The organism is Roseovarius sp. Pro17, from assembly GCF_035599575.1.
GTDB lineage: Bacteria > Pseudomonadota > Alphaproteobacteria > Rhodobacterales > Rhodobacteraceae > Roseovarius.
The window spans coordinates 1125106-1143547 of the sequence record NZ_CP141179.1 but is presented as its reverse complement, the minus strand read 5'-3'; the positions used below and the strand labels follow the sequence as shown (position 1 = coordinate 1143547).

The 18442-nt window shown below is 52.1% G+C and carries 14 protein-coding genes; 6 read left to right on the top strand and 8 right to left on the bottom strand.

All coding sequences use genetic code 11. The annotated features are described in order from the left end of the window. Positions 1–270: 270 nt before the first annotated feature. The 4 genes from U3654_RS05530 (at position 271) to U3654_RS05515 (ending at position 4699) form a co-directional block, all read left to right on the top strand. Positions 271–1335: a hypothetical protein gene (locus U3654_RS05530; protein ID WP_324754351.1), complete on the top strand. Its 1065-nt coding sequence runs from the start codon at positions 271–273 to the stop codon at positions 1333–1335. Positions 1336–1339: 4 nt separating this feature from the next. Next, the gene (locus U3654_RS05525) at positions 1340–1744 is read left to right on the top strand and encodes a hypothetical protein (RefSeq protein ID WP_324754350.1); all 405 of its coding nucleotides are present in this window, start codon (positions 1340–1342) and stop codon (positions 1742–1744) included. After that, entirely contained in the window at positions 1734–2354 is a 621-nt protein-coding gene (locus U3654_RS05520) for a hypothetical protein (RefSeq protein ID WP_324754349.1), read from the top strand. The genes U3654_RS05525 and U3654_RS05520 overlap by 11 nt, the downstream gene beginning before the upstream one ends. A gap of 230 nt (positions 2355–2584) precedes the next feature. Beyond that, positions 2585–4699 carry an AIPR family protein gene (locus tag U3654_RS05515; protein ID WP_324754348.1) on the top strand — a complete coding sequence of 705 codons (2115 nt, stop codon included), beginning with the start codon at positions 2585–2587 and terminating at the stop codon, positions 4697–4699. An 8-nt stretch (positions 4700–4707) separates the two neighbouring features. Here U3654_RS05515 and U3654_RS05510 read toward each other — a convergent pair whose 3' ends face one another. From U3654_RS05510 to U3654_RS05480, 7 genes are all read right to left on the bottom strand, one after another. Further along, positions 4708–5139, bottom strand: a complete 432-nt coding sequence (locus U3654_RS05510; protein ID WP_324754347.1) for an EcoRII N-terminal effector-binding domain-containing protein — start codon at positions 5137–5139, stop codon at positions 4708–4710. Continuing rightward, positions 5136–6947 carry a DEAD/DEAH box helicase gene (locus U3654_RS05505; protein ID WP_324754346.1) on the bottom strand — a complete coding sequence of 604 codons (1812 nt, stop codon included), beginning with the start codon at positions 6945–6947 and terminating at the stop codon, positions 5136–5138. The genes U3654_RS05510 and U3654_RS05505 overlap by 4 nt, the downstream gene beginning before the upstream one ends. After that, positions 6940–7764, bottom strand: coding sequence for an HNH endonuclease (locus U3654_RS05500; protein WP_324754345.1), 825 nt, complete (start codon positions 7762–7764; stop codon positions 6940–6942). Before U3654_RS05500 ends, U3654_RS05505 begins: the two co-directional genes overlap by 8 nt. Continuing rightward, on the bottom strand, positions 7764–9395 hold the full coding sequence (locus U3654_RS05495; protein WP_324754344.1) for an ATP-binding protein: 1632 nt from the start codon (positions 9393–9395) through the stop codon (positions 7764–7766). The genes U3654_RS05500 and U3654_RS05495 overlap by 1 nt, the downstream gene beginning before the upstream one ends. Continuing rightward, complete coding sequence (locus tag U3654_RS05490) at positions 9392–9871, bottom strand: very short patch repair endonuclease (protein ID WP_416384561.1); 480 nt, start codon at positions 9869–9871, stop codon at positions 9392–9394. Before U3654_RS05490 ends, U3654_RS05495 begins: the two co-directional genes overlap by 4 nt. After that, positions 9864–11027, bottom strand: a complete 1164-nt coding sequence (gene dcm / locus U3654_RS05485) for a DNA (cytosine-5-)-methyltransferase (protein WP_324754343.1) — start codon at positions 11025–11027, stop codon at positions 9864–9866. The genes U3654_RS05490 and dcm overlap by 8 nt, the downstream gene beginning before the upstream one ends. A gap of 134 nt (positions 11028–11161) precedes the next feature. Further along, positions 11162–12217 carry an AAA family ATPase gene (locus U3654_RS05480; RefSeq protein ID WP_324754342.1) on the bottom strand — a complete coding sequence of 352 codons (1056 nt, stop codon included), beginning with the start codon at positions 12215–12217 and terminating at the stop codon, positions 11162–11164. A 463-nt stretch (positions 12218–12680) separates the two neighbouring features. Here U3654_RS05480 and U3654_RS05475 point away from each other — a divergent pair, with 463 nt between their 5' ends. Further along, on the top strand, positions 12681–14558 hold the full coding sequence (locus U3654_RS05475; protein WP_324754341.1) for a TniQ family protein: 1878 nt from the start codon (positions 12681–12683) through the stop codon (positions 14556–14558). Between the two features lie 104 nt (positions 14559–14662). Here the strand turns inward: U3654_RS05475 and U3654_RS05470 are convergent, their stop codons facing one another. Beyond that, on the bottom strand, positions 14663–16438 hold the full coding sequence (locus U3654_RS05470) for a restriction endonuclease subunit S (RefSeq protein WP_324754340.1): 1776 nt from the start codon (positions 16436–16438) through the stop codon (positions 14663–14665). 1176 nt (positions 16439–17614) lie between these two features. Here U3654_RS05470 and U3654_RS05465 point away from each other — a divergent pair. Further along, on the top strand, positions 17615–18307 hold the full coding sequence (locus U3654_RS05465) for a hypothetical protein (RefSeq protein ID WP_324754339.1): 693 nt from the start codon (positions 17615–17617) through the stop codon (positions 18305–18307). Positions 18308–18442 lie beyond the last annotated feature (135 nt).

Here is an 18442-nt window from a genome sequence, read left to right as displayed (position 1 = left end):
TTGGTGCGCTCTTTAAGGGGTTCTCAGCTGATGGCGCAGGAACTGGCCCACAGATCCGCAGCGAATAAAAGGATCTCAACTCAAAAAGCGGTGCTCGCACCTATGACGCTTTAAAGTGCCAGGCATTTTCGTTCAGCGCAAAACCATATGGTTCGTCACATTGTTTGCAGCACCCATCGAGACGGAAAGGGCGGACCTACTTTCTGCTTTCGCACGCATTGAAAACCCGGCAGGGTATCAACCTGAGGTTTATGTCAAAAAGGTTTATTGATGAAGAAGATGTTCCGCACGCTCCGGCACCGTATGAGTTGGACAAATGCAAAGAAGCTGCTCAATTCAGCCGGAATTTCAACCAGTCACGGTTGGGACGGGACACTCAAAAAGCTCGACGCATCACCTCAGAAATTTGATACCGGCAAGATTGAAGATGGCTTGATCGAACATATTCTGTGCGGCGAAAAATACACAAAGCTATACAAAATCGATTCATCGGCCCGCGACGTTCTACAGGCTGCAATCCAAGAGCAAGAACCTGCGGACATCCCAGCCTATCATCGATATCCCCACCTGATGAAAGACAAGGACCTTCAGGCCGGCTCCGGTGACATTGATGTGGTGCAGGTTGAAAGCAATGAAGACGGCATTGGCGTAGTCTTAAGTTCAGTTCTCATGGTAAAGACTCGTGAGGAAATCCCGTTCACGGAATTTGAACATCCCAAGGACATGCGAAGCCGGTATGAAGAAGTAGTCGGCCTGGTTCGTCAGCCGGTCCAGATGTTCCACGTCATCTGGGTGCCACACCACCGCGACTTTTTGGAAATCCGGGTGGATTACCCAAAAGGTATACCGGAAGCAGATGTGCATGGCATTCACTCCGCTCTCAAAGGTGTCGTGAACAGCTGGGGCATCGTCAATCTGGACAAGTCAGTAAATTTGTTCCCGGCGGTCCGTCCATTCTACGACGATCCGAAGGAAGGGACAGTTACACAGATGACATTCCAGACCACTACCGGAGGAGTTAAAGATGAAAAAATGCCCCGACGCCGCTTGGACGCCGATCAACGCAATGAACCCTACCACGTCGCAGGCAAAGGCGCCGTCGAGGCGATAGCAATCTACAAAATCACCGTTGAATGGGGCTTCTCAGAGGACAATCAGTTCTATCAACCAGCAATATCGCTCTCGGCATCGGGCCCTTCGGGGCAGGGCGAAGGTGGCAACCCCATTATTACCGGCGCGCTTATAAGGGATTGTGTTCGCTCGACAGACTATGAGTTTGTGATCGAGCGATTGGGAAAAAAGGCACAGTTTCTGTCAGATTCAGTGCAAGAATAGAAAAATGGAATTTCACCAGGCAAAAAAGGCTTTGGCTACAAAATCTCTGGATGCAGAGATGCGTGGCGCCTGTCTGGCTATCATAGAAACGCTAGAATCCCTTTCAGACGATGATGGGGATTTTCTTACACTCCCATTTTTTTTCGGATGCCTGAAAGATGATGAGCTGCAACAAATACTGCCCTCGGCGTTGAGTATCCTCAGCACCTTTGAAGCAGCGGTCTTGGAAGCCCACGGTTACATCGACGATCCTGAAAATGGGCAGCTTCACCTTGACGATGAATCTTTCCGAGAACTGATAAACACAGGCAAGCTTGCGCACCCCGTGTCTGGAAACCTTGTTTCGGATCCAATGCGTCACGTCCATCTTTACTATTCGGTCAGGAAAGACATCTCAGATGAATCCTGAAAATACATCGATTGGCGACTATCTAAAGTTCTTCGGAGACGGACCAGGCGGACGGATGCTCCGTTGGCAGTTTGCAACTGGACATGAAGACCGACTCGAGATCCTCGAAGAGGCGCTGACGGAATGCTATAGCCGACTGGTCGATGGGCGCAAAATTGATGTTAAGCTGGACGAAAACCAGCTCAGCAAACAGGTCGCTCAGATGTTGAGCTTTGGCGGAATAGCCGCACGGAACGAGCAGGATGTGAACGGCCACTGCGACATCGTTGTAGAGGGGAACCATGGCTTCATGTGGCTGGGGGAAGCTAAAGTCCACAAAAGCTATGGGTGGCTTCAGGATGGCTTTGGCCAGCTATCTACTCGCTACGGAACGGCGATGCTTGGCCGAGATCATGGAGAACTCATCATCTATTATCGCGGTGGCAACGCTATCGATGTATTGGAGGAATGGAAAAAACGGCTTCTCGGAACTGATCCGAAAATAACGTTGGTTGAGGACATCGAAAAGCCTCAACTCTTTTTCCGGACGTCCCACACCTGCCAGAATTCGGGCTGTGGTTTTCATGTGCGTCACACGATTATCCCGCTATATCACCAACCCGAAAAGTAGCTCGTTCTGAAGAGTGTAGGGCGAGCGTTGTGGGACCACCCCCGCGGACTGCTAATATCTTACTGAATCCCTTTGCACCCGTTAGAGTATGGCAAAGTCCGACGTCGCCTTATTTCCTGCATGAATATGTCCTACTGACCCCAAGTTCTTGGAACAACTAAAGGTAGATCGCATTGCGCCCACCGCGGAAAAATGCGTGAGTATCGGAGCGGTTCAGGAGAAAAACCTCTATGGAAGAAACAATCAAATATCATGCTGCGATTATAGCTGAACTTAGAGAAATCTCCGATGAGAGCTCAGTTCCTTCAGAGGTGGCGTTTTTCGAGCGTATGGCGAACCGCCTTGAAATGGAGGGCGAGATCGTAACTGCGGACTGGGTCGGCTTTTCGGACAGAAGTTCGGGAAAGCCGGTCCGGATTGATGCAATTGGCGGCGACCCGCGAGAGTCCGAGGGCGTATTGAGTGTGATCGTCAGTGATTTCCATCCCGAAGCCACTCCTATAAAAATCAACGCCGCGGACGCTAAAAAATCCTTTGGAAGCCTGATCAATTTTGTGGCCGCATCACGCCGTGCCGCTTTCCGCTCAGAATTGATAGATGGATCTTCGGAGGCTGGCGCAGCTTCAATGATCACATCCGCATGGTCATCCATCACTAAGGTCAAACTTATTCTGATGACCAATGCCATCTACAGCGCAAGAACGGACGCCGTTCTTGCCGGGAAGATTGCGGATATTCCTGTCACATACAACGTATGGGATCTGTCGAGATTCCATCGTTTTGAAACCTCGGGGCACGCCCGTGAGAAGATCGTCGTAAATTTTCAAGATGACTTCGGCGCGGCCCTTCCTGCGCTGGCCGCATCCAAGAGCGGTGACAGGCTCGACAGCTACTTGATCGTTATGGGTGGAGCTCAACTTGCGAGAATTTATGATAAATGGGGGGCACGACTTCTCGAGTCCAACGTTCGAAGCTTCCTTCAGGCGCGCGGTGCCGTGAACAGAGGCATTCGGGACACGATCAAAGAAGAGCCCGAGATGTTTTTCAGCTACAACAATGGACTGTCGGCTACGGCAGATGAGGTCGAGGTGGTGAGGTCCGAGAACGGCCTGCAAATCGTCAAGGCCACGAATTTGCAAATTGTGAACGGGGGACAAACCACTGCATCTCTGCATAACGCGCTATCCCTGTCGCCCGAAACACTTGATAACGTCCATGTCCAATTGAAGTTGACGGTCGTTCCAGACGAAGTTTCCGAGGAAATCGTTCCCTTCATTTCTAAATATGCTAACAGCCAGAACAAGGTCAGTGCGGCGGACTTTTTTTCCAATCATCCATTCCACATGCGAATGGAACAGTTTTCACGCCGTCTACTCGCTCCTGCGGCAGAGGGCACGAACAAAGAAACGAAGTGGTTCTATGAGCGCGCACGAGGACAGTATTTAGTTGAACGTGCCAAAAAATCACCAGCAGAAAAAAGACGTTTCGATCTTGAGAATCCGAAAGCCCAGTATTTTGTGAAGACCGACCTTGCCAAGGTCGAGATGAGCTTCAGGATGCAGCCGGACACAGTCAGCAAAGGCGCACAGAAGAATTTCGGCACGTTTGCGCAGACAGTTGGTAGTGAATGGTCCCGAAGTGATAGCAAGTTCGATGAGACATGGTTTAAGCGGCTGGTGGCAAAAATAATCATCTTCCGCCACCTGGAGAAGGTCGTCCCGAAGCAACCTTGGTATCCCGGCGGATACCGGGCCAACATCATCACCTACGCGATTGCCAAAGTTGTGTCTGACGCCCACGAAGCTGAGAAACTGATCGACCTTGATTCAGTATGGCGAGCCCAATTTGTCCCGAGGGCGTTGAACGATACGCTTCTGATCGCGGCTGAAGCTGCGACGGCGGTGATCACAGCGCCGGAGGCGGGTGTGAACAACATTACTGAATGGGGAAAGAAACAGGCTTGCTGGGCGACAATTGAGCGAGCAGAGGTCGAATATGGAGACGACTTCGACAACTGCGTCATCGCCCCAGAGGTTGCCCGGTCCACACAACGCGACGATCGCAGGAACACCTCAATGGATGCGGAAATTACAGCGCAGCAGAACGTTATCGCAGCAGGGGCACCAGTCTGGTCCCGCCTCAGAGATTGGGGGCGTTTGAACCGAATGTTCAGCCCGACAGAGGACGGGATCCTCCGGACCTGTAGCATGTTGCCCGGCCGCATACCTTCAGGAAAACAGTCCGTCATTGCAGAGCAGATCATGTCGCGCGCGAGAGATGAGGGCTATATTGATGAAGCTGATACGCCCCGGATCAGGATATCAGCCATTTCAAGGCCACATTGATCCGTTGGTCAGTGGACCCGCCGCCAACCCGACAGACGGATACGAACGCCATCTTCGTCGCTCTTGTCATCTAAATCGGGACGAACGATGCGGATCGAATAGCGTTTCTCGTCCGGCATTAAGGATATCATGAACTCGTCGCCCGCGCGCGCGCCATTGTCCCGAAACCATTTGGTCATATGGGTCACTCGGAACTCGTTTCGAGTTCCATTCTCGTCGTGTAACTTGTTGTTATAGTAGACGAAACGGAAACGAAGTGCTTGTTCGGCGTCGTCGACACATTCCAACCATGCATCCGGGTTTTTGATTTCTGGGTCGAGCTGCGGTAAAATGGCGAGTAATTCTTTTTCCCCTTTTGGAACCAGAATACCCGCTTGATGTCCACCAGTCGTGCCGACATCATTGGCGCTCAGCATTTTACTAAATACATGGCCGGTCATGATTTCACCGGAAGGATTGAGAGCGCCCGCTTCAGGTCATCAGCATCGCGTGTCGATACAGGAACAGTCTCATTTGCAAGATCACTTTTCCATGCCGATCGTTCTATCATAATCTCCTCCACAGTATCTTTGAAAAATAGGCGATAAACGGTAACGGGTTCTGTCTGCCCGCGGCGGTGCGCACGAGCGCTTGCTTGTGCCTCGACAGCAGGGTTCCAAACTGGCGTGAAGTGGATCACTACAGTAGCCGCCGTAATATTGAGACCAGCGCCGGCTGCTTTTGGATTAAGGACGAGGCAGGCGGCCCCGTCATGCTCGGAAAAAACATCAACGATCTGTTGCCGATCCTCCTGAGCCGTAGACCCATTGATTGCACCCCAGTGAACACCATGCATATCAGCACATACTTGTTTCAGTAGGTCTCCGATACGATTGAACAATGCGAATACAATAACCTTCCGATCATTTGCAAACGCCTCGCTGAGCAGGGCCACAATGCGTTCCATCTTCGGGGTGATGAGTGGCATACTCGACGCTGGAACAATATCGGCTTCCTCTTCCTCGTCAGCATTTTGTCTGAGCCAGGGGTGTGCGCAGAGGAGTTGAAGCTGAAGCGTCGCCACAAGGGCGCCCGCGACAGGATATTTGGCGAGGGTTGCATCCCTGACTTCCCGGTAGTGATCGATGAGGCGATCATCGAGCTCGAGCGGTATGTCGATGTCCATTCGTTCTGGAAGGTCCGTCGCTACATCCCCGACCCGTCTCTTCAGTATTATCGGATCCGTCAGTCCGCCAAGCCGCTGACCCGCTTCCACACTGTCCGGGAACTCCGCCTCGAACTCATCTTGGCTTCCGAGCAGCCCTGGTATCGCAAAGTCAGCAAGCGACCACAGGTCGAGAAGGGTGTTTTCTACTGGAGTGCCGGTCATCGGAATGGAGCGCTTTCGCGGTATGGTAATGATGGCCTGACGGCGATTGGAGAGAGGGTTCTTGATGGCTTGAGCCTCGTCACAAATCACCCAAGACCATTCGAGACCAGAAAAAATAGAGATATCGTTGACCATGGTATCATAGGTCGTAATCACTACCCTTGATTGCTGAAGGCCGCTGGAGATACCGGTTCGATGAGCACCCCGATGCACCATGACGTCGAGGCTGGGACCAAAGCGCTCAATTTCCCGGACCCAATTGGCAATCAAGCTCGTCGGGCAGACAATCAACGCCGGGCTTGATGGATCAGGCATGTCCATCAGGAGCAGCGCAATAATCTGAATCGTTTTGCCCAAACCCATCTCGTCCGCAAGAATAACACCCCCGGTCCCTGCAATGGAATCCCACATCCATTGCACGCCGCGGGATTGATAGGGAAAAAGCTCCGCATTGAGACCTGTTGGTGTTACCGGATCGGTTTTTTGATCCGCGGCATTCCCCGCTGGAATTAGGACTTCTTCAGAAGCAGAAGTAGAAATCCGCTCATCGAGCGTTCTCAACAGCCTGATTGCGACGCTGAAAGGAATATCCTCTGGATCCAGATCTCCCACCATTGTCCTGAAAAGGCTAGGCGAATCCTTTGGAAGCGGTCGCAAGACCGTGCCATCAATAACCCATGAGTGTTCCGCAGTCGGTGCCTTTAATTCATGTTGCTGCCCCCTGATGACCCTGACGCCGCCAAGGCTGGCAGACAGGCGGCCATTTTTCCTATCAAGAAGAATGACAGGTTCGAGTAGTCTTTCGGATAGGGAGTGACCGGCAGGTATCCGGTTGCGCATCCCTTCAAATGTGACAGGCATGGAAACGTAATCAGGCACGTGCGTCCTCCATGCGCTTTTGAAGTTCGGCAATGCTGAGTGGAACCGGACGTCTGGTGTGGACCGCGCGATGACAGCTGGGGCACAGTGGTATCAGATCGATTGCCGGATCGTAGGGACGAGGTTCCACCAAATTGGCGAGAGGCTCAAGATGGTGAACCTCCATTATCGCGATTTCGACGCCATATGTCAGTCGTGGTTCAATGCCGCAGGCCGCGCACCTATCCCCGTGGATCCGGATACAGAGCAATCGATTTCGTGGATTTCGCTCCCGGCGCTTTACGTAGGCAGGATGCACCGCGCCTTCGAAAGCGGTCATATCTTCGACAGCGTCAATATCCACAACATCATATCCAATCAATTCAGCCATCGCAGCCATGGCCGGAACCACTACCTCTTGGCATGTGCGCCGAACCGCGTCATCCGTATCGGGCCCTGTGACATGTCTCACGATAGCCTGCAGGTGAAAGCTACCGTCTGCGATGATCCAGTCTTCCAGATCTTGGCCTTGGATCGACACTTCATGCTCAGCACTGATTGAAGATATCAACGCCCTTGCCAATTGCTGATCCTCAATTGGAGCCTTTCCAATCTGACGAATTACTGCACCCGAGAAATTTCCGAACGTCAGCCGAACGCGATGGGATTTCAGACCGTGGGGTTTGATCTCTGCAATAGGCCCGTGACGCTCATCGAGGTCGGCAAACCAAAGCCGCATGCCGGAGCGGAGCCCATCGTTATTGATGGCCAGCGCGACCTCGGCACCGGTGCCGGTCAGAAGAGCATCGGCAATAAGCTGACGTTTTGCCGTGATCATTATCCGGCGTCATCCTCTGAAAGTTCTTCAGGTTCCGGATCCGGAAGATTTCTAAGGAGCTTACGCAGGTTTCCTGAAATCTCTGACCGGATATCCTCGAAGATAGGCTCAAGTTCAGAGTTTGTATTGTTCTGCTCGGCGACTGCGAATGCCCAGAGGAGCAGATCCATCCCTTCGACTGCAAACCCGTTCCCAGCAGCACGCTGGTAGATCTTTTGGTAAAAATCATGGTGCTTGTTTAGTAGGACCGATGGCACGAAACCATCTTCTGTGGCACTTCGGAACGCTGGTTGCCAGAGATCGCCATTGTGGATGGTTTCGACAGCGTCGACATGGACGTGTCCGGCTTCTACGTTCGACTGGACAGGTGCCTTGATGCGGATCTTGGCACCAAGGTTATTGGTCACTTCTGCCGTCTGGTCGGTAGCATCTGCAGAATTGACAGTTGCGGTTGCGGCATTTGAAGTCGATGCGATATTCTTATTAGAGCTGCTGTGGTCTACTATCTTAGTATCATTTGCCGTCGAACGGTTCGTGCGACGATATCTATTGCCGGCTTCGCGATAGATTGGTTGCAGCAAGGATTTCAGGCCATCCTCAAGATCCGGATGGAAAAGAATGCGGGACTTTTTCACATCCACTCTGAAAGCATCGTCCAAATCGTGACCGAAGTCGAACTCGATCCTTAACAGTGACGTGTGCGGCTCCGGTGTTCCAAAGACATCCATCCAGCCACCGTCCTGTATCAAACGCCCTTCGCGATAGACATAGAAACCCTGGGCGCGGTTCGAAATACGCGCGAACTCACGTTCCTCGTCCTTGGACATGTCCCGACGATGCGGGAGGATCCACGCTCGGATCGATGCCGTTTCCTCGCTCCCGTCCGGCATTTCAATCACAAGCTTCTGCTTTTTCTCCGGAAGGACCTGATCTGAACGTTTTGGATAGAACGGATTCCAAGGGACTACAGGACTGTCATTGACCATGATCTCAACATTGCGCTCCCGGTCATCATTCTTGTCGGTGAAGCGGTGGAAAATCAGGGAAAGATGTCGGCCAAGGGTATCAGCAAGACGCTTGATGGCTGCCTGTTCCTTAGTGCTGCCAGGCTCGAAATCCTTCGACAGGATCCGATCGCAATTTTCCCAGACTACAAGAGTCCCGGTTTCGCCACACAGCTCCTCAAACATCTCCTCCTCATCGGTTGATACCGGCTCGCTCAGCATCTCCCATTCTTTGACACGCTCCACATGTTCGAGGTCCCAAGACAGTTTTGCCAAGGGCTGATCCGATGCATTCCGGGATACAAGGGAGAATTTCTTGCATACGGAACTTGAGGCAGTTTTCAGCCCGAGCCCAAATTTCCCGAGGCTTTCGGGATTCTCCCGAACGGGGGCACCATAGCGCATTGCGGCATGCACCCCGGCGGCATCCATTCCCTCACCGTTGTCACCGAAGTATACGACCTTCCGACCTGTCTCATGAAGAACAATGAGGATATTGACCTCGCTGGCCTTGGCTGCAATCGAGTTGTCTACGATATCGGCAGCTGCGGTCTTTACGTTATAGCCGGTATCGCGCAGCCCGAAAATGAGACGGGAGGCATCTGGTTTATTGATAAGGTCGGTCATATCGTTCTTAGTTCCACTTCTTCCGATGCACCAGTGTGTTCGGCGATCTCATTTACTATTTCGCTCCCAGACAACCAAACTGCGATTTTATCAATCAGCAATTCGGTCGGAAGCTTTCGTGTTGCACATTCCCAGACTACCGAGACCCGCCAGCCAAGTCGAATAAGCTCGTTTATCTGCCTGTCATCCCGGTTCCGATTTTTCTGAATTTTGTCCTTCCAGAATTCAACATTCGAACGGGGGAGTCTGAAATATCTGCACCTCTGATGCCCATGCCAGAAACATCCATGCACCATTATCACTGCGTTATGCCTTGGGAGGACGATGTCAGGCTTTCCTGGAAGATCCTTTCGGTGAAGCCGATACCGAAATCCTCGCCGATGAAGTCCGAGCCTGACTCTAAGTTCCGGCGCGGTATTCTTTGCTCCAATCCGCGACATCATTTCGGAACGGGTCAGAGGCGTCCGCTCAGGCAATCATGTCCCTCCTCGAACGAAGGGCAACCGTATTGATGATCCACGGTGCCATCGCCTCGGCAACTGCAATTGCGACCGGCGCTGCAACGGCATTTCCAAATTGCCTATACGCCTGAGTATCCGACACGGTTATCCTCCAAGGGCGATTGGAGCCAGGCTGATCAAATCCCATCAATCTTGCGCATTCCCTTGGCGTTAAACGTCGCGGAATTCCCGCACTCTGCGCGATCAGGATTTCACTGCCATCCTTGTAGTAACGCGCACTCAAGGTCCTCGCGACGCCATCCGGACCACAGAGCCCGAACCCGAAACCATTTCCAGCAGCCTTGTGTTTCGCAGCATATGCTTGGAGATACTTCCACAGATTTGGTGTGAGGGTATATTTAGATGCGACAGACGCCAGCGGCCCACATGTAAACGGCTCCTCCGCGATCTCGGTCCCGTCCCCTGGGTGCAGGATACTGGAGAGACGCGGGTTCGGTCCAAGAGGGACAACAATATCATCCAGTGAAAACCGGGTCGGGGAATCCCGACGGAAACCAGTGATGAATATCCGCTCACGATGTTGTGGGACCCAGCTTCGTGCATCTATGACCTTGTGATCGACATCGTAGCCCAGCTCATCAAGGGCATGAAGGATGACCCTGAAAGTATTTCCTTTGTCATGGGAAAGCAGGTTCTTAACATTCTCCAGCAAGAAAGCCTTCGGTCGGTGGTGCCGCAGAATCCTGACCACGTCGAAAAACAGCGTCCCCTGCGTTTCATCTGCAAAACCATGAGCGCGGCCGAGGGAATTCTTCTTGCTCACCCCCGCAATAGAGAACGGCTGACAGGGAAATCCCGCTAAAAGAACATCATGGGCGGGGATATCCGCCTCATTTATCGCGGTAATGTCACCATCGATGGAGTGATCATCTTCGAAGTTCGCGCGATACGTTTCCTGCGAAAACTTGTTCCATTCGCTGGTAAAAACACACCGCCCACCAACGCGCTCAAAACCAATCCGCAACCCGCCTATTCCAGCAAATAGGTCAATAAAACGGAAGGCAGGGCCACTTGAAGTCATAAAAAGCTCCTTCAGCGCGAGCGGCGCAGGGTTCACAGTATTGTGCCGCCGGACAGCCAAAGCACCATGGATTGATTTTGGGCCCTGCATCCGAAAATGTCCAGGCACAAAACCTATGCTGAAACTGTAAACGTAAGGTTTTCTGTGGATTATGCGCAATCAAAAGCAAACCGACCATCTCCCCACCTTGGATCTACCAAGCTCGAGACGAGGCGAGCGATATCTTAATGACCGGAGGGTGCTATCGGTGCTTTCAGTGCATCCACCAGCTGTCCAATTTGACGAAGGCTGATCCCTTTCGGCGTCTTGGCCATGCGCTCAATGAACACTTTGCACTGATCGCACTCATGTTGATCCTCGGTGCCCAGAGTCAGCCGCTCGAAATGGGCGACAGCATCGTTCGGTGTAAGCGCTGATAGATGAAAGACACGTGCCCGATCCCGCAGCGGAGCGGGGATGCGATCCGGATCATTGGCTGTCATGATCCATACCGCATGCGACATGTCTATGGGGACTCTGAAAAACGGACACTCAAAACGGCACGACGTGCCGGGATCAAGCAAAGGAAGCATTGCGGTGGTCAGACTGGATGGTTTTCCACTGACGCTGTGTATCGTGCCGGCTTTGTCCACCTCGTCGACAATCAGAACCGGGTTCGCAACACGTGTCGATAGGACGGTCTCCACTGGAATACCTGCTTGCGCGCTGGACCACCCGCGCTCGGTGCCTGTGATCCTGAAACCAGCAGTTCCGGATCCCACATCAATTAGCCGAGACGGAACTGTGGCCAGTTCTGCAAGCCGCCGAGCATAGTGTGATTTTCCCACGCCTGGGGGACCAGCGAGTATCACCGGCGGCAGAGCAAGGCCACTTTCGCCTTTAGCGACCCGCGAAAGCATCTGCGTCATGAGCCACGTCGATACATCCCGCATCCAAGGAGATTCGACGTGCAGATCAGCGGCCAGTTTATGCACGTCGTGTGCGGTCGCCGGACCCGCCAACATGGCACCTGATCGAGCAAGACCGGTTATCTGCGCAAGCGGGTCTTTCGCCAACGCACTGAGTCCCGCCTCTGTCAGCCGACGCTGATGTGCGTTGGCCGCCAACATCTTTGCCTTCTTTTCGCTCTGGTAGCTGAATTCGGCCTTAGCAAAATCGGGCCGAAGGTTCTGCTTCATGCGAACCCAAGCAGCCATGAAATCGCGCTCAATTTCCTCGAGACGAGGCACGATCAGGCTGGGTGATAAAACCCGAACACGAGTGGAGGTGACCTTAACCATGACCATCCCCTTGACGATAGAAACAGAGAAGGTGTGTGTCCTCGTCAAAGGCTGAGACCATTGCGTGGGGTGATGAATTGATCGAGTTGAACATCGTGTCCTCCTTGGTTGAAAAGACCGAGGGACCCGCGAGCTAAAGCTCGTCCGTTATGGCATCATTACTGCTGGAATAGACAGAAGTGACCGGCCCCCTATAGGGGTTCAAATCGCGCGAATTGTGCGCTGATGAATATGCCGGATGCTAAATGTCATAGTGCCCATTTGATACTCAATGATCGACGACCATGTCAACACCTTCAATTTCCAAATCTCCACCTACCGCGTTGTAAAAAAATAAGAAAACACGTTCATTTTTTCTCGAACGGCTACTTCATGAAGCCTGACATATATTGAATTCTGGACTTGCAACATCTGCCCGACCTCGTGATATCTGAGGCTCCCACACCTTACATTCAGTCGACGTATGCCACTCCCTTTGCTTATTGATCACATTACCGGCGAAACGCCCGTCTCGTTTCTGTCACGGCTTGCTCTGCGTAACGGATTGAACGCGCGCGAGCTCGCTTACGATCTCGGACTGTCCATTCGATCGGTTGTTGATGGTGAACCGTCTTCAATCGCCCTGCTCGCGCAATACGGTGACGCCGACCCAAAAGCTCTTTCCGCTGCGAGTTACCAAAGGCTGGATATTCGCAACTATATCAGAAACGGGTTATCCCTCCCTCGGCACGCAGTAAAATCTCCAGAGGTTCGAGCCTGTATCGGTTGTCTGCGCGAGGATGCGCTTAGAATGGGTAGGCTCACACAAATCGGAATGGCGCTACGGGCAGACTGGCAGATTCGATTTTTGAAAACCTGCCCTATCCATAACTTGCCGCTAGTGACACTTTGGGCAGACCGCAATGCTGACACTCGCTTTGATTGTGCCACCCGTATGGGAAGTGTGGTCATACCCATCAAGGTCGGCGACCTTGATCCAGAGTCACGCGAACATTCCGAATTTGAAGCATGGGTTGTCACCCGCTTAAACAATCGGGAAAGTTCCCTCTGGTTCGACCAACATGACTTCTACGCCGCTGCAGTATTTTGCGAGTTTGTTGGTCGCGCTGTTATGCTAGATTGGTTCCCGCGCGCAGATCGCATGGACGACACGCGATGGCATGAAGCAGGAAAGATTGGTTTCGATGTTTGCCAACGCGGTATCGACTTTGTGAAGGGCATGTTGGTCGAGATTCAGAAACGCCGCGGAAGCCCCCAAGATGGACCGAACGCGCGCTTTGGGCCTCTGCACGACCGATTTTCCCGGGATATGAACGGTCCTGAGTTTGAACCTTTCCGAAGCATACTTCGCGAACATATCTTAGAGACGTGGCCCCTCGGGCCTGGTGACACAGTGCTCGGTGTTCCAGTGGAGACAAGGCGTCTTCATTCGGTTCGCACTGCTTCAAATGAAACTGGTATTGGCACGACACGTCTCCGGAAGGCTCTCGCTGCTGCCGGACTCGTGGAGCCGAAGGGAACGAGAACGTCGGATGTTTGGGAGGTCTTCGATGCCGAGCGTGCATCCCCAGTTCTGGCAACCATTGTCCGTGCAATGGGGCCAAGCCAGACGCACGAGCATTTCAATTTTCCAAGAGATCAATTCGACTTGATGGAAGCCGCCGGATACTTCGCCCCCGTTCAATCTGGTGAAGGCACATGGCCAGCTTACGAACCGTCCGAAATCCAGTCATTTATCGCACAACTCCTTAGAAGAGCAACACCGATGCGACAGGCCCCACCAGGGTGCTCCGACATTCCGACCGCAGCCCGTAAGTTGAATTGCTCGGCGCGCGACATTGTTCAGCTTCTATGCGGTGGACACCTCAATCGTGTGGGCAAGCACGCGACAAAATCAGGTTATCTCGGTATTATTGTGGATATAAAAGAACTCCGACCGCTAATCCAGAAAGATGTCGTCGCCGGACACACCCTTGCGCAGATTGGAGATGAGGTTGGATTACGCCTTTCGCATGTCAAAGCGTTGGTTGATGCAGGACTACTCATAACCGTTCTTGGAAAAAATCCGGTTAAGAAAGTGCCTCAGCTCTATGTCACAGATACGGCCCTTTCTGAATTCAACAACACCTATGTGGGCCTCAAAAGCATATCTCTCGGCTTAGGCAGAAGCAGGGCGGCCACAACGAAGATCCTGATTGCTGCGAAAGTGTTTCCTCTCGGAGGAGCCACTCGGCCTTATGGGCCGATTTATCGACGTGCCACTGTTGTCGAGCGGTTCTTGGCACCATGGCCGGCAGTCAGCGAATGGACAGGTAGTGTTTCATTTTTGCTGCCAGACTGAATTTCGTGCCACATCGACAGACTCTACACGAAGGCGTTCGAAATTTAAGGCAAAAAATGGACGGATATCAGCTTCGCCAAGCCAGTTCGAATAAATTAACTGTCTCAATCATTTGGGGGATCACTTTGGCCGATCATTTTTGACCAAGCCGCATTCGAAACTCGATCCAACCCATCATTCATCTCTATTTGAATTTCGCGAAGCCTTTCCAACTCATTTTGCCTGTTTTGAAACTCCAAAAGTATTATGTCTGTGTAGCTGCTCGGTGAAGCCAGCTTATCACTCGAAGATTTCCGCTTTGGTTTTCGAGGAAGTATGAGGTTATCCGGCAAGCCAAAACTCTCGATTATTCCTATCGGCACAGCGGGACTGCGATCACCAGTGGCGACCCTGCTCCAGCTCGCTTGGACATCTGGTGTGAGCATATACATAAACAGAACTTTGGGGTCGCAATACAGTGTCGCCCGTGCTGCCGAACTCTTTCGACGCGCACGAAAAATCATGAGAGTTTGACCCGCCCACACTTTCGAGTCTTGGATATTGGGGTCATTCACATAGGCAACTTTGCCGACGGGCCCTCGGTGTGCAAACAAGATATCACCTGTTTTAATGACCTGTTCTTCCAAACCGACTGCCAAAGTTGAACGCACGCTAATTTTGCGCAATGATCCCATCATTTCTCCATTCGCCGAGATATTGCCAGCACGGACTTCTTGAATGGGGAATGTTCCAACCGGATCTCTTTTCGTTGTTTTCGGTCGGATAATTTCGAAATAGTCAGCCAGGATATGTGTCGTTGATCGTGAAATATTGTTCATTTTTTCTGTAAAATCGCGCCCGCCAGTAGGTCCGGATCCGAGATAGCGCGAAGGTTTAAGAACATCGCCGGCAGACCGGATATCATCAACTGATATCATCGCAAGCTTCGGGCGGAAGGGGCCCCGGCTCAGCGGCGGCCTGATGATATGTTCCAGAATATTTGTCACCACCATCCGAATGTTCTCGTTCGGATAACCCGCTTTGCTTAGGTCAATTGCGCAATGGCATCGCTCATTTACTGTTAGTTCTGTCACTTGGGAAACCCGCGATAGGTCAAGAAGATGTTGGCGGGCCAAAAGCCGTGATTGTTTTGGGGAGGAGAGAAAATTCATTGAAGTGAAAACAAGAGCAGCCCCTTCGGCCTCACAGAGATATGCAAGCATAACGCTCTCAAGATCGTATTTTCCGCGGTCAACTGCGCGGGGCAGCTGAGATGCTCGAACGCTCGCATCGAGATGACTCGCAGAATCCGATCTAAAATCTGCGGGTGGAAATGCAATCTCGAGATCCGGTGTCTCAAAATTTGGCTCACCATTGTCGAACACCGTGTCCGGGTCCCATGGAGGATTAGATTCGGTGTAAATCCCCAGATCCAGAAAGAGCGATGCAAATGCCATGAGTTCTTTGTCCAGCCCCACTCCCGCATATCGGACCTCACAATCTGCACCGGCTTTCTGTTGAAATTGCTGCGTTTTCTGTGCGTGCAAGAGGCAGGGGAGGATCGCCGACGAAAAAGAAAAACGCACAACCCCTGCATCGGAGCAGATTTCAAGAAGTGCCGAGGCAAGTTCATCGTCAAGCTTTTCAGCATCGGGAAGCGCATCAAAGATTAAGTCACAAACTGTCTTGAAACGTTGGCTGTGTTCCAGCCCGTCCAATTGCCGGGCAAAGTCTTCGAGGGCACCGCGGAACGCTGGAACATAAGGTGCGAGGCCAAATCGGCTCTCAAGATGCGCAAGAGAAGCATGGCCAGTGTCGTTTTCCCTCAGCCCAACAGCGAAACGAAACAGCCGCGTCAGACCTTCGAAGCTGCTGATATCGATCTCCGAAGGCATTTCCATTTTTTCGCTGAACTCCGGTGGCATGTGCCGTTAAAGACATGTCCGAAGTCATCAAGATATGAAAGATCAAGCTAAGGATTGTCCGAAATAATATCTATCAGCAGATGATAGATATTATCCGTCGTGCCAAACTGAACTCGCCCGTCGACAGTATTTTCCCTATCTTGGCGCTATAAATTGACAGCCAATAAAGAGGCGAAGGAGCAGGAATGAACTTCCCAGAATATAGATGGGCTAATCCGGAAATCATTGTTCGGCATTCAGCAATCAGGATCTCTGTCCAGGAATCGTAGGCGAGGAGATCCGATACTTGATCTTGACGTTTCCGTTGATCCGAATCGGTCCTTGCAACCTGTCAAATACATCGTTCAAGAAAGCTCAAAATCATGACTATTTACCAAGCTCCTATCACTTTGAAAAATGGCGCGTGTGATCGTTCCTTACGGAAAAATCCCGTGAGAAATTAAACGCTTTTCACGTTTCCAAAATCACGGTTTCTTTTTGCTATGGATCACCGCTTGATATTGTGTGGACTGAATTCAGTGACACCTGATGTTCACCCAAGATACGGGTCTCCAACGTGAGAGAGCTATTTTTGCCCCGCTGATCGTAACCGAAAAAAATGGCAAAATATCAATGACTTAAGGTGATTTTTCGGGCTTGAAAATACGTTTTTCCACCATCTAAAATCGAACCAACCCCGAAACAGAGGGCTCAGAAACAAAACGGTGAAAGGAAAAGATGATGACCTGATCGAGCAAGTGAAACGAACAGCAAATCTCGCGCCAACGAGAAGCGCTGTTCGTGTAGAAATGAGCAAAGCCCATCTCGAGCTACACTTCGAGCATTACTCAAACACCATCAGTAGTGCAAGGGTTCCCCGCTCAACCCCTTAGACATGACAAACCCGACGTTCGCCGGCGTCCTATAAATTGCCTGAGCTTACACTTTACGTGCAAGCCGGATCAATTTCGACGTCCACACCCAAATCCAAACGGGTGACGTCCCCCGGTAAATCCAGTGGGTCAACACATGCCAATCGGGTGCAAACGCCATGCGGCCGCCTACCAGCAGAACAGTTGGAGCCATGCGCTTCGGAACGTTCTTCCCAGTGGCCGTATCCCAGAAAACCCCTGCACGTAACCCGGAGGTCAGACTTCCGGGACCGGAGATATCATGACTGAATTGAACAACGTCCTCCCACCACCTGTCCATCTGACCGATGCCGCCGCTTCCATGCGCCGGATACACCCGCGCTCGTCGATCAGCAACCGCGGCTATGTCGTCGTCCCCGTTCCTGGACAGCCCGGTCGCCGCAAACGGATACATTTCGAGAGCCGTCTCGAACAAAAGGTAATCTATCTTTTGTTGGCACGCCCCGATGCTCTCGATGTTGTTGAGCAGCAGCGGATCATGCTGCCATGTGCAGAGGGTTTTACCCCGCACACACTGGATCTGTTGGCCTTGATGCTGGATGGCGGCCGTGTCGGCATCTTGGTGAAGCCAATGAAATACGCCAAGTCCGAAAAGATGCGCGAACAGGTAATTGCGCTGCAGCAACATGCAATTCCGACCCACGCAGACCGTTTCATCGTGATCACGGACGCGGATTTTACACCTATTCAGGTGCGGAATGCCGAGCTGTTACATCTGGCGAGAAATTCTCCAGATTCCGTAGCTGATGACGTGGTCCGCGAATTCGCGGAACAACTCACCGGCGACATCCGGATCGACCGTCTCATTGGTGCCACACCCCTCGGCGGTCGCGGTTTTCGCGCTGTTGTCCGCGCGATCGGAACCGGCGTTTTGCGACCCACCAACACCGGCCTGATAGATTTGCACGCTTCCGTGCGCAAAGGAGAATTCTAATGTCTCACCGATACAAAAAATTTCCCAAACCCAAACGCGTGTTGTTGATGAAACGTGTCGAGATCGACGAATGGACGGTGAATTTGCACGCCATCATGACCTCGTGTGGATGGGCAAAAGGACTGACGAAAATCG

Coding starts and splice junctions, on each gene's coding strand:
- U3654_RS05475 (WP_324754341.1), top strand. CDS start 12,681: ATGCCACTCCCTTTGCTTATTGATCACATTACCGGCGAAACGCCCGTC.
- U3654_RS05480 (WP_324754342.1), bottom strand. CDS start 12,217: ATGGTTAAGGTCACCTCCACTCGTGTTCGGGTTTTATCACCCAGCCTG.
- U3654_RS05515 (WP_324754348.1), top strand. CDS start 2,585: ATGGAAGAAACAATCAAATATCATGCTGCGATTATAGCTGAACTTAGA.
- U3654_RS05470 (WP_324754340.1), bottom strand. CDS start 16,438: ATGGAAATGCCTTCGGAGATCGATATCAGCAGCTTCGAAGGTCTGACG.
- U3654_RS05510 (WP_324754347.1), bottom strand. CDS start 5,139: ATGACCGGCCATGTATTTAGTAAAATGCTGAGCGCCAATGATGTCGGC.
- U3654_RS05465 (WP_324754339.1), top strand. CDS start 17,615: ATGACTGAATTGAACAACGTCCTCCCACCACCTGTCCATCTGACCGAT.
- dcm (WP_324754343.1), bottom strand. CDS start 11,027: ATGCAGGGCCCAAAATCAATCCATGGTGCTTTGGCTGTCCGGCGGCAC.
- U3654_RS05495 (WP_324754344.1), bottom strand. CDS start 9,395: ATGACCGACCTTATCAATAAACCAGATGCCTCCCGTCTCATTTTCGGG.
- U3654_RS05520 (WP_324754349.1), top strand. CDS start 1,734: ATGAATCCTGAAAATACATCGATTGGCGACTATCTAAAGTTCTTCGGA.
- U3654_RS05525 (WP_324754350.1), top strand. CDS start 1,340: ATGGAATTTCACCAGGCAAAAAAGGCTTTGGCTACAAAATCTCTGGAT.
- U3654_RS05530 (WP_324754351.1), top strand. CDS start 271: ATGAAGAAGATGTTCCGCACGCTCCGGCACCGTATGAGTTGGACAAAT.
- U3654_RS05500 (WP_324754345.1), bottom strand. CDS start 7,764: ATGATCACGGCAAAACGTCAGCTTATTGCCGATGCTCTTCTGACCGGC.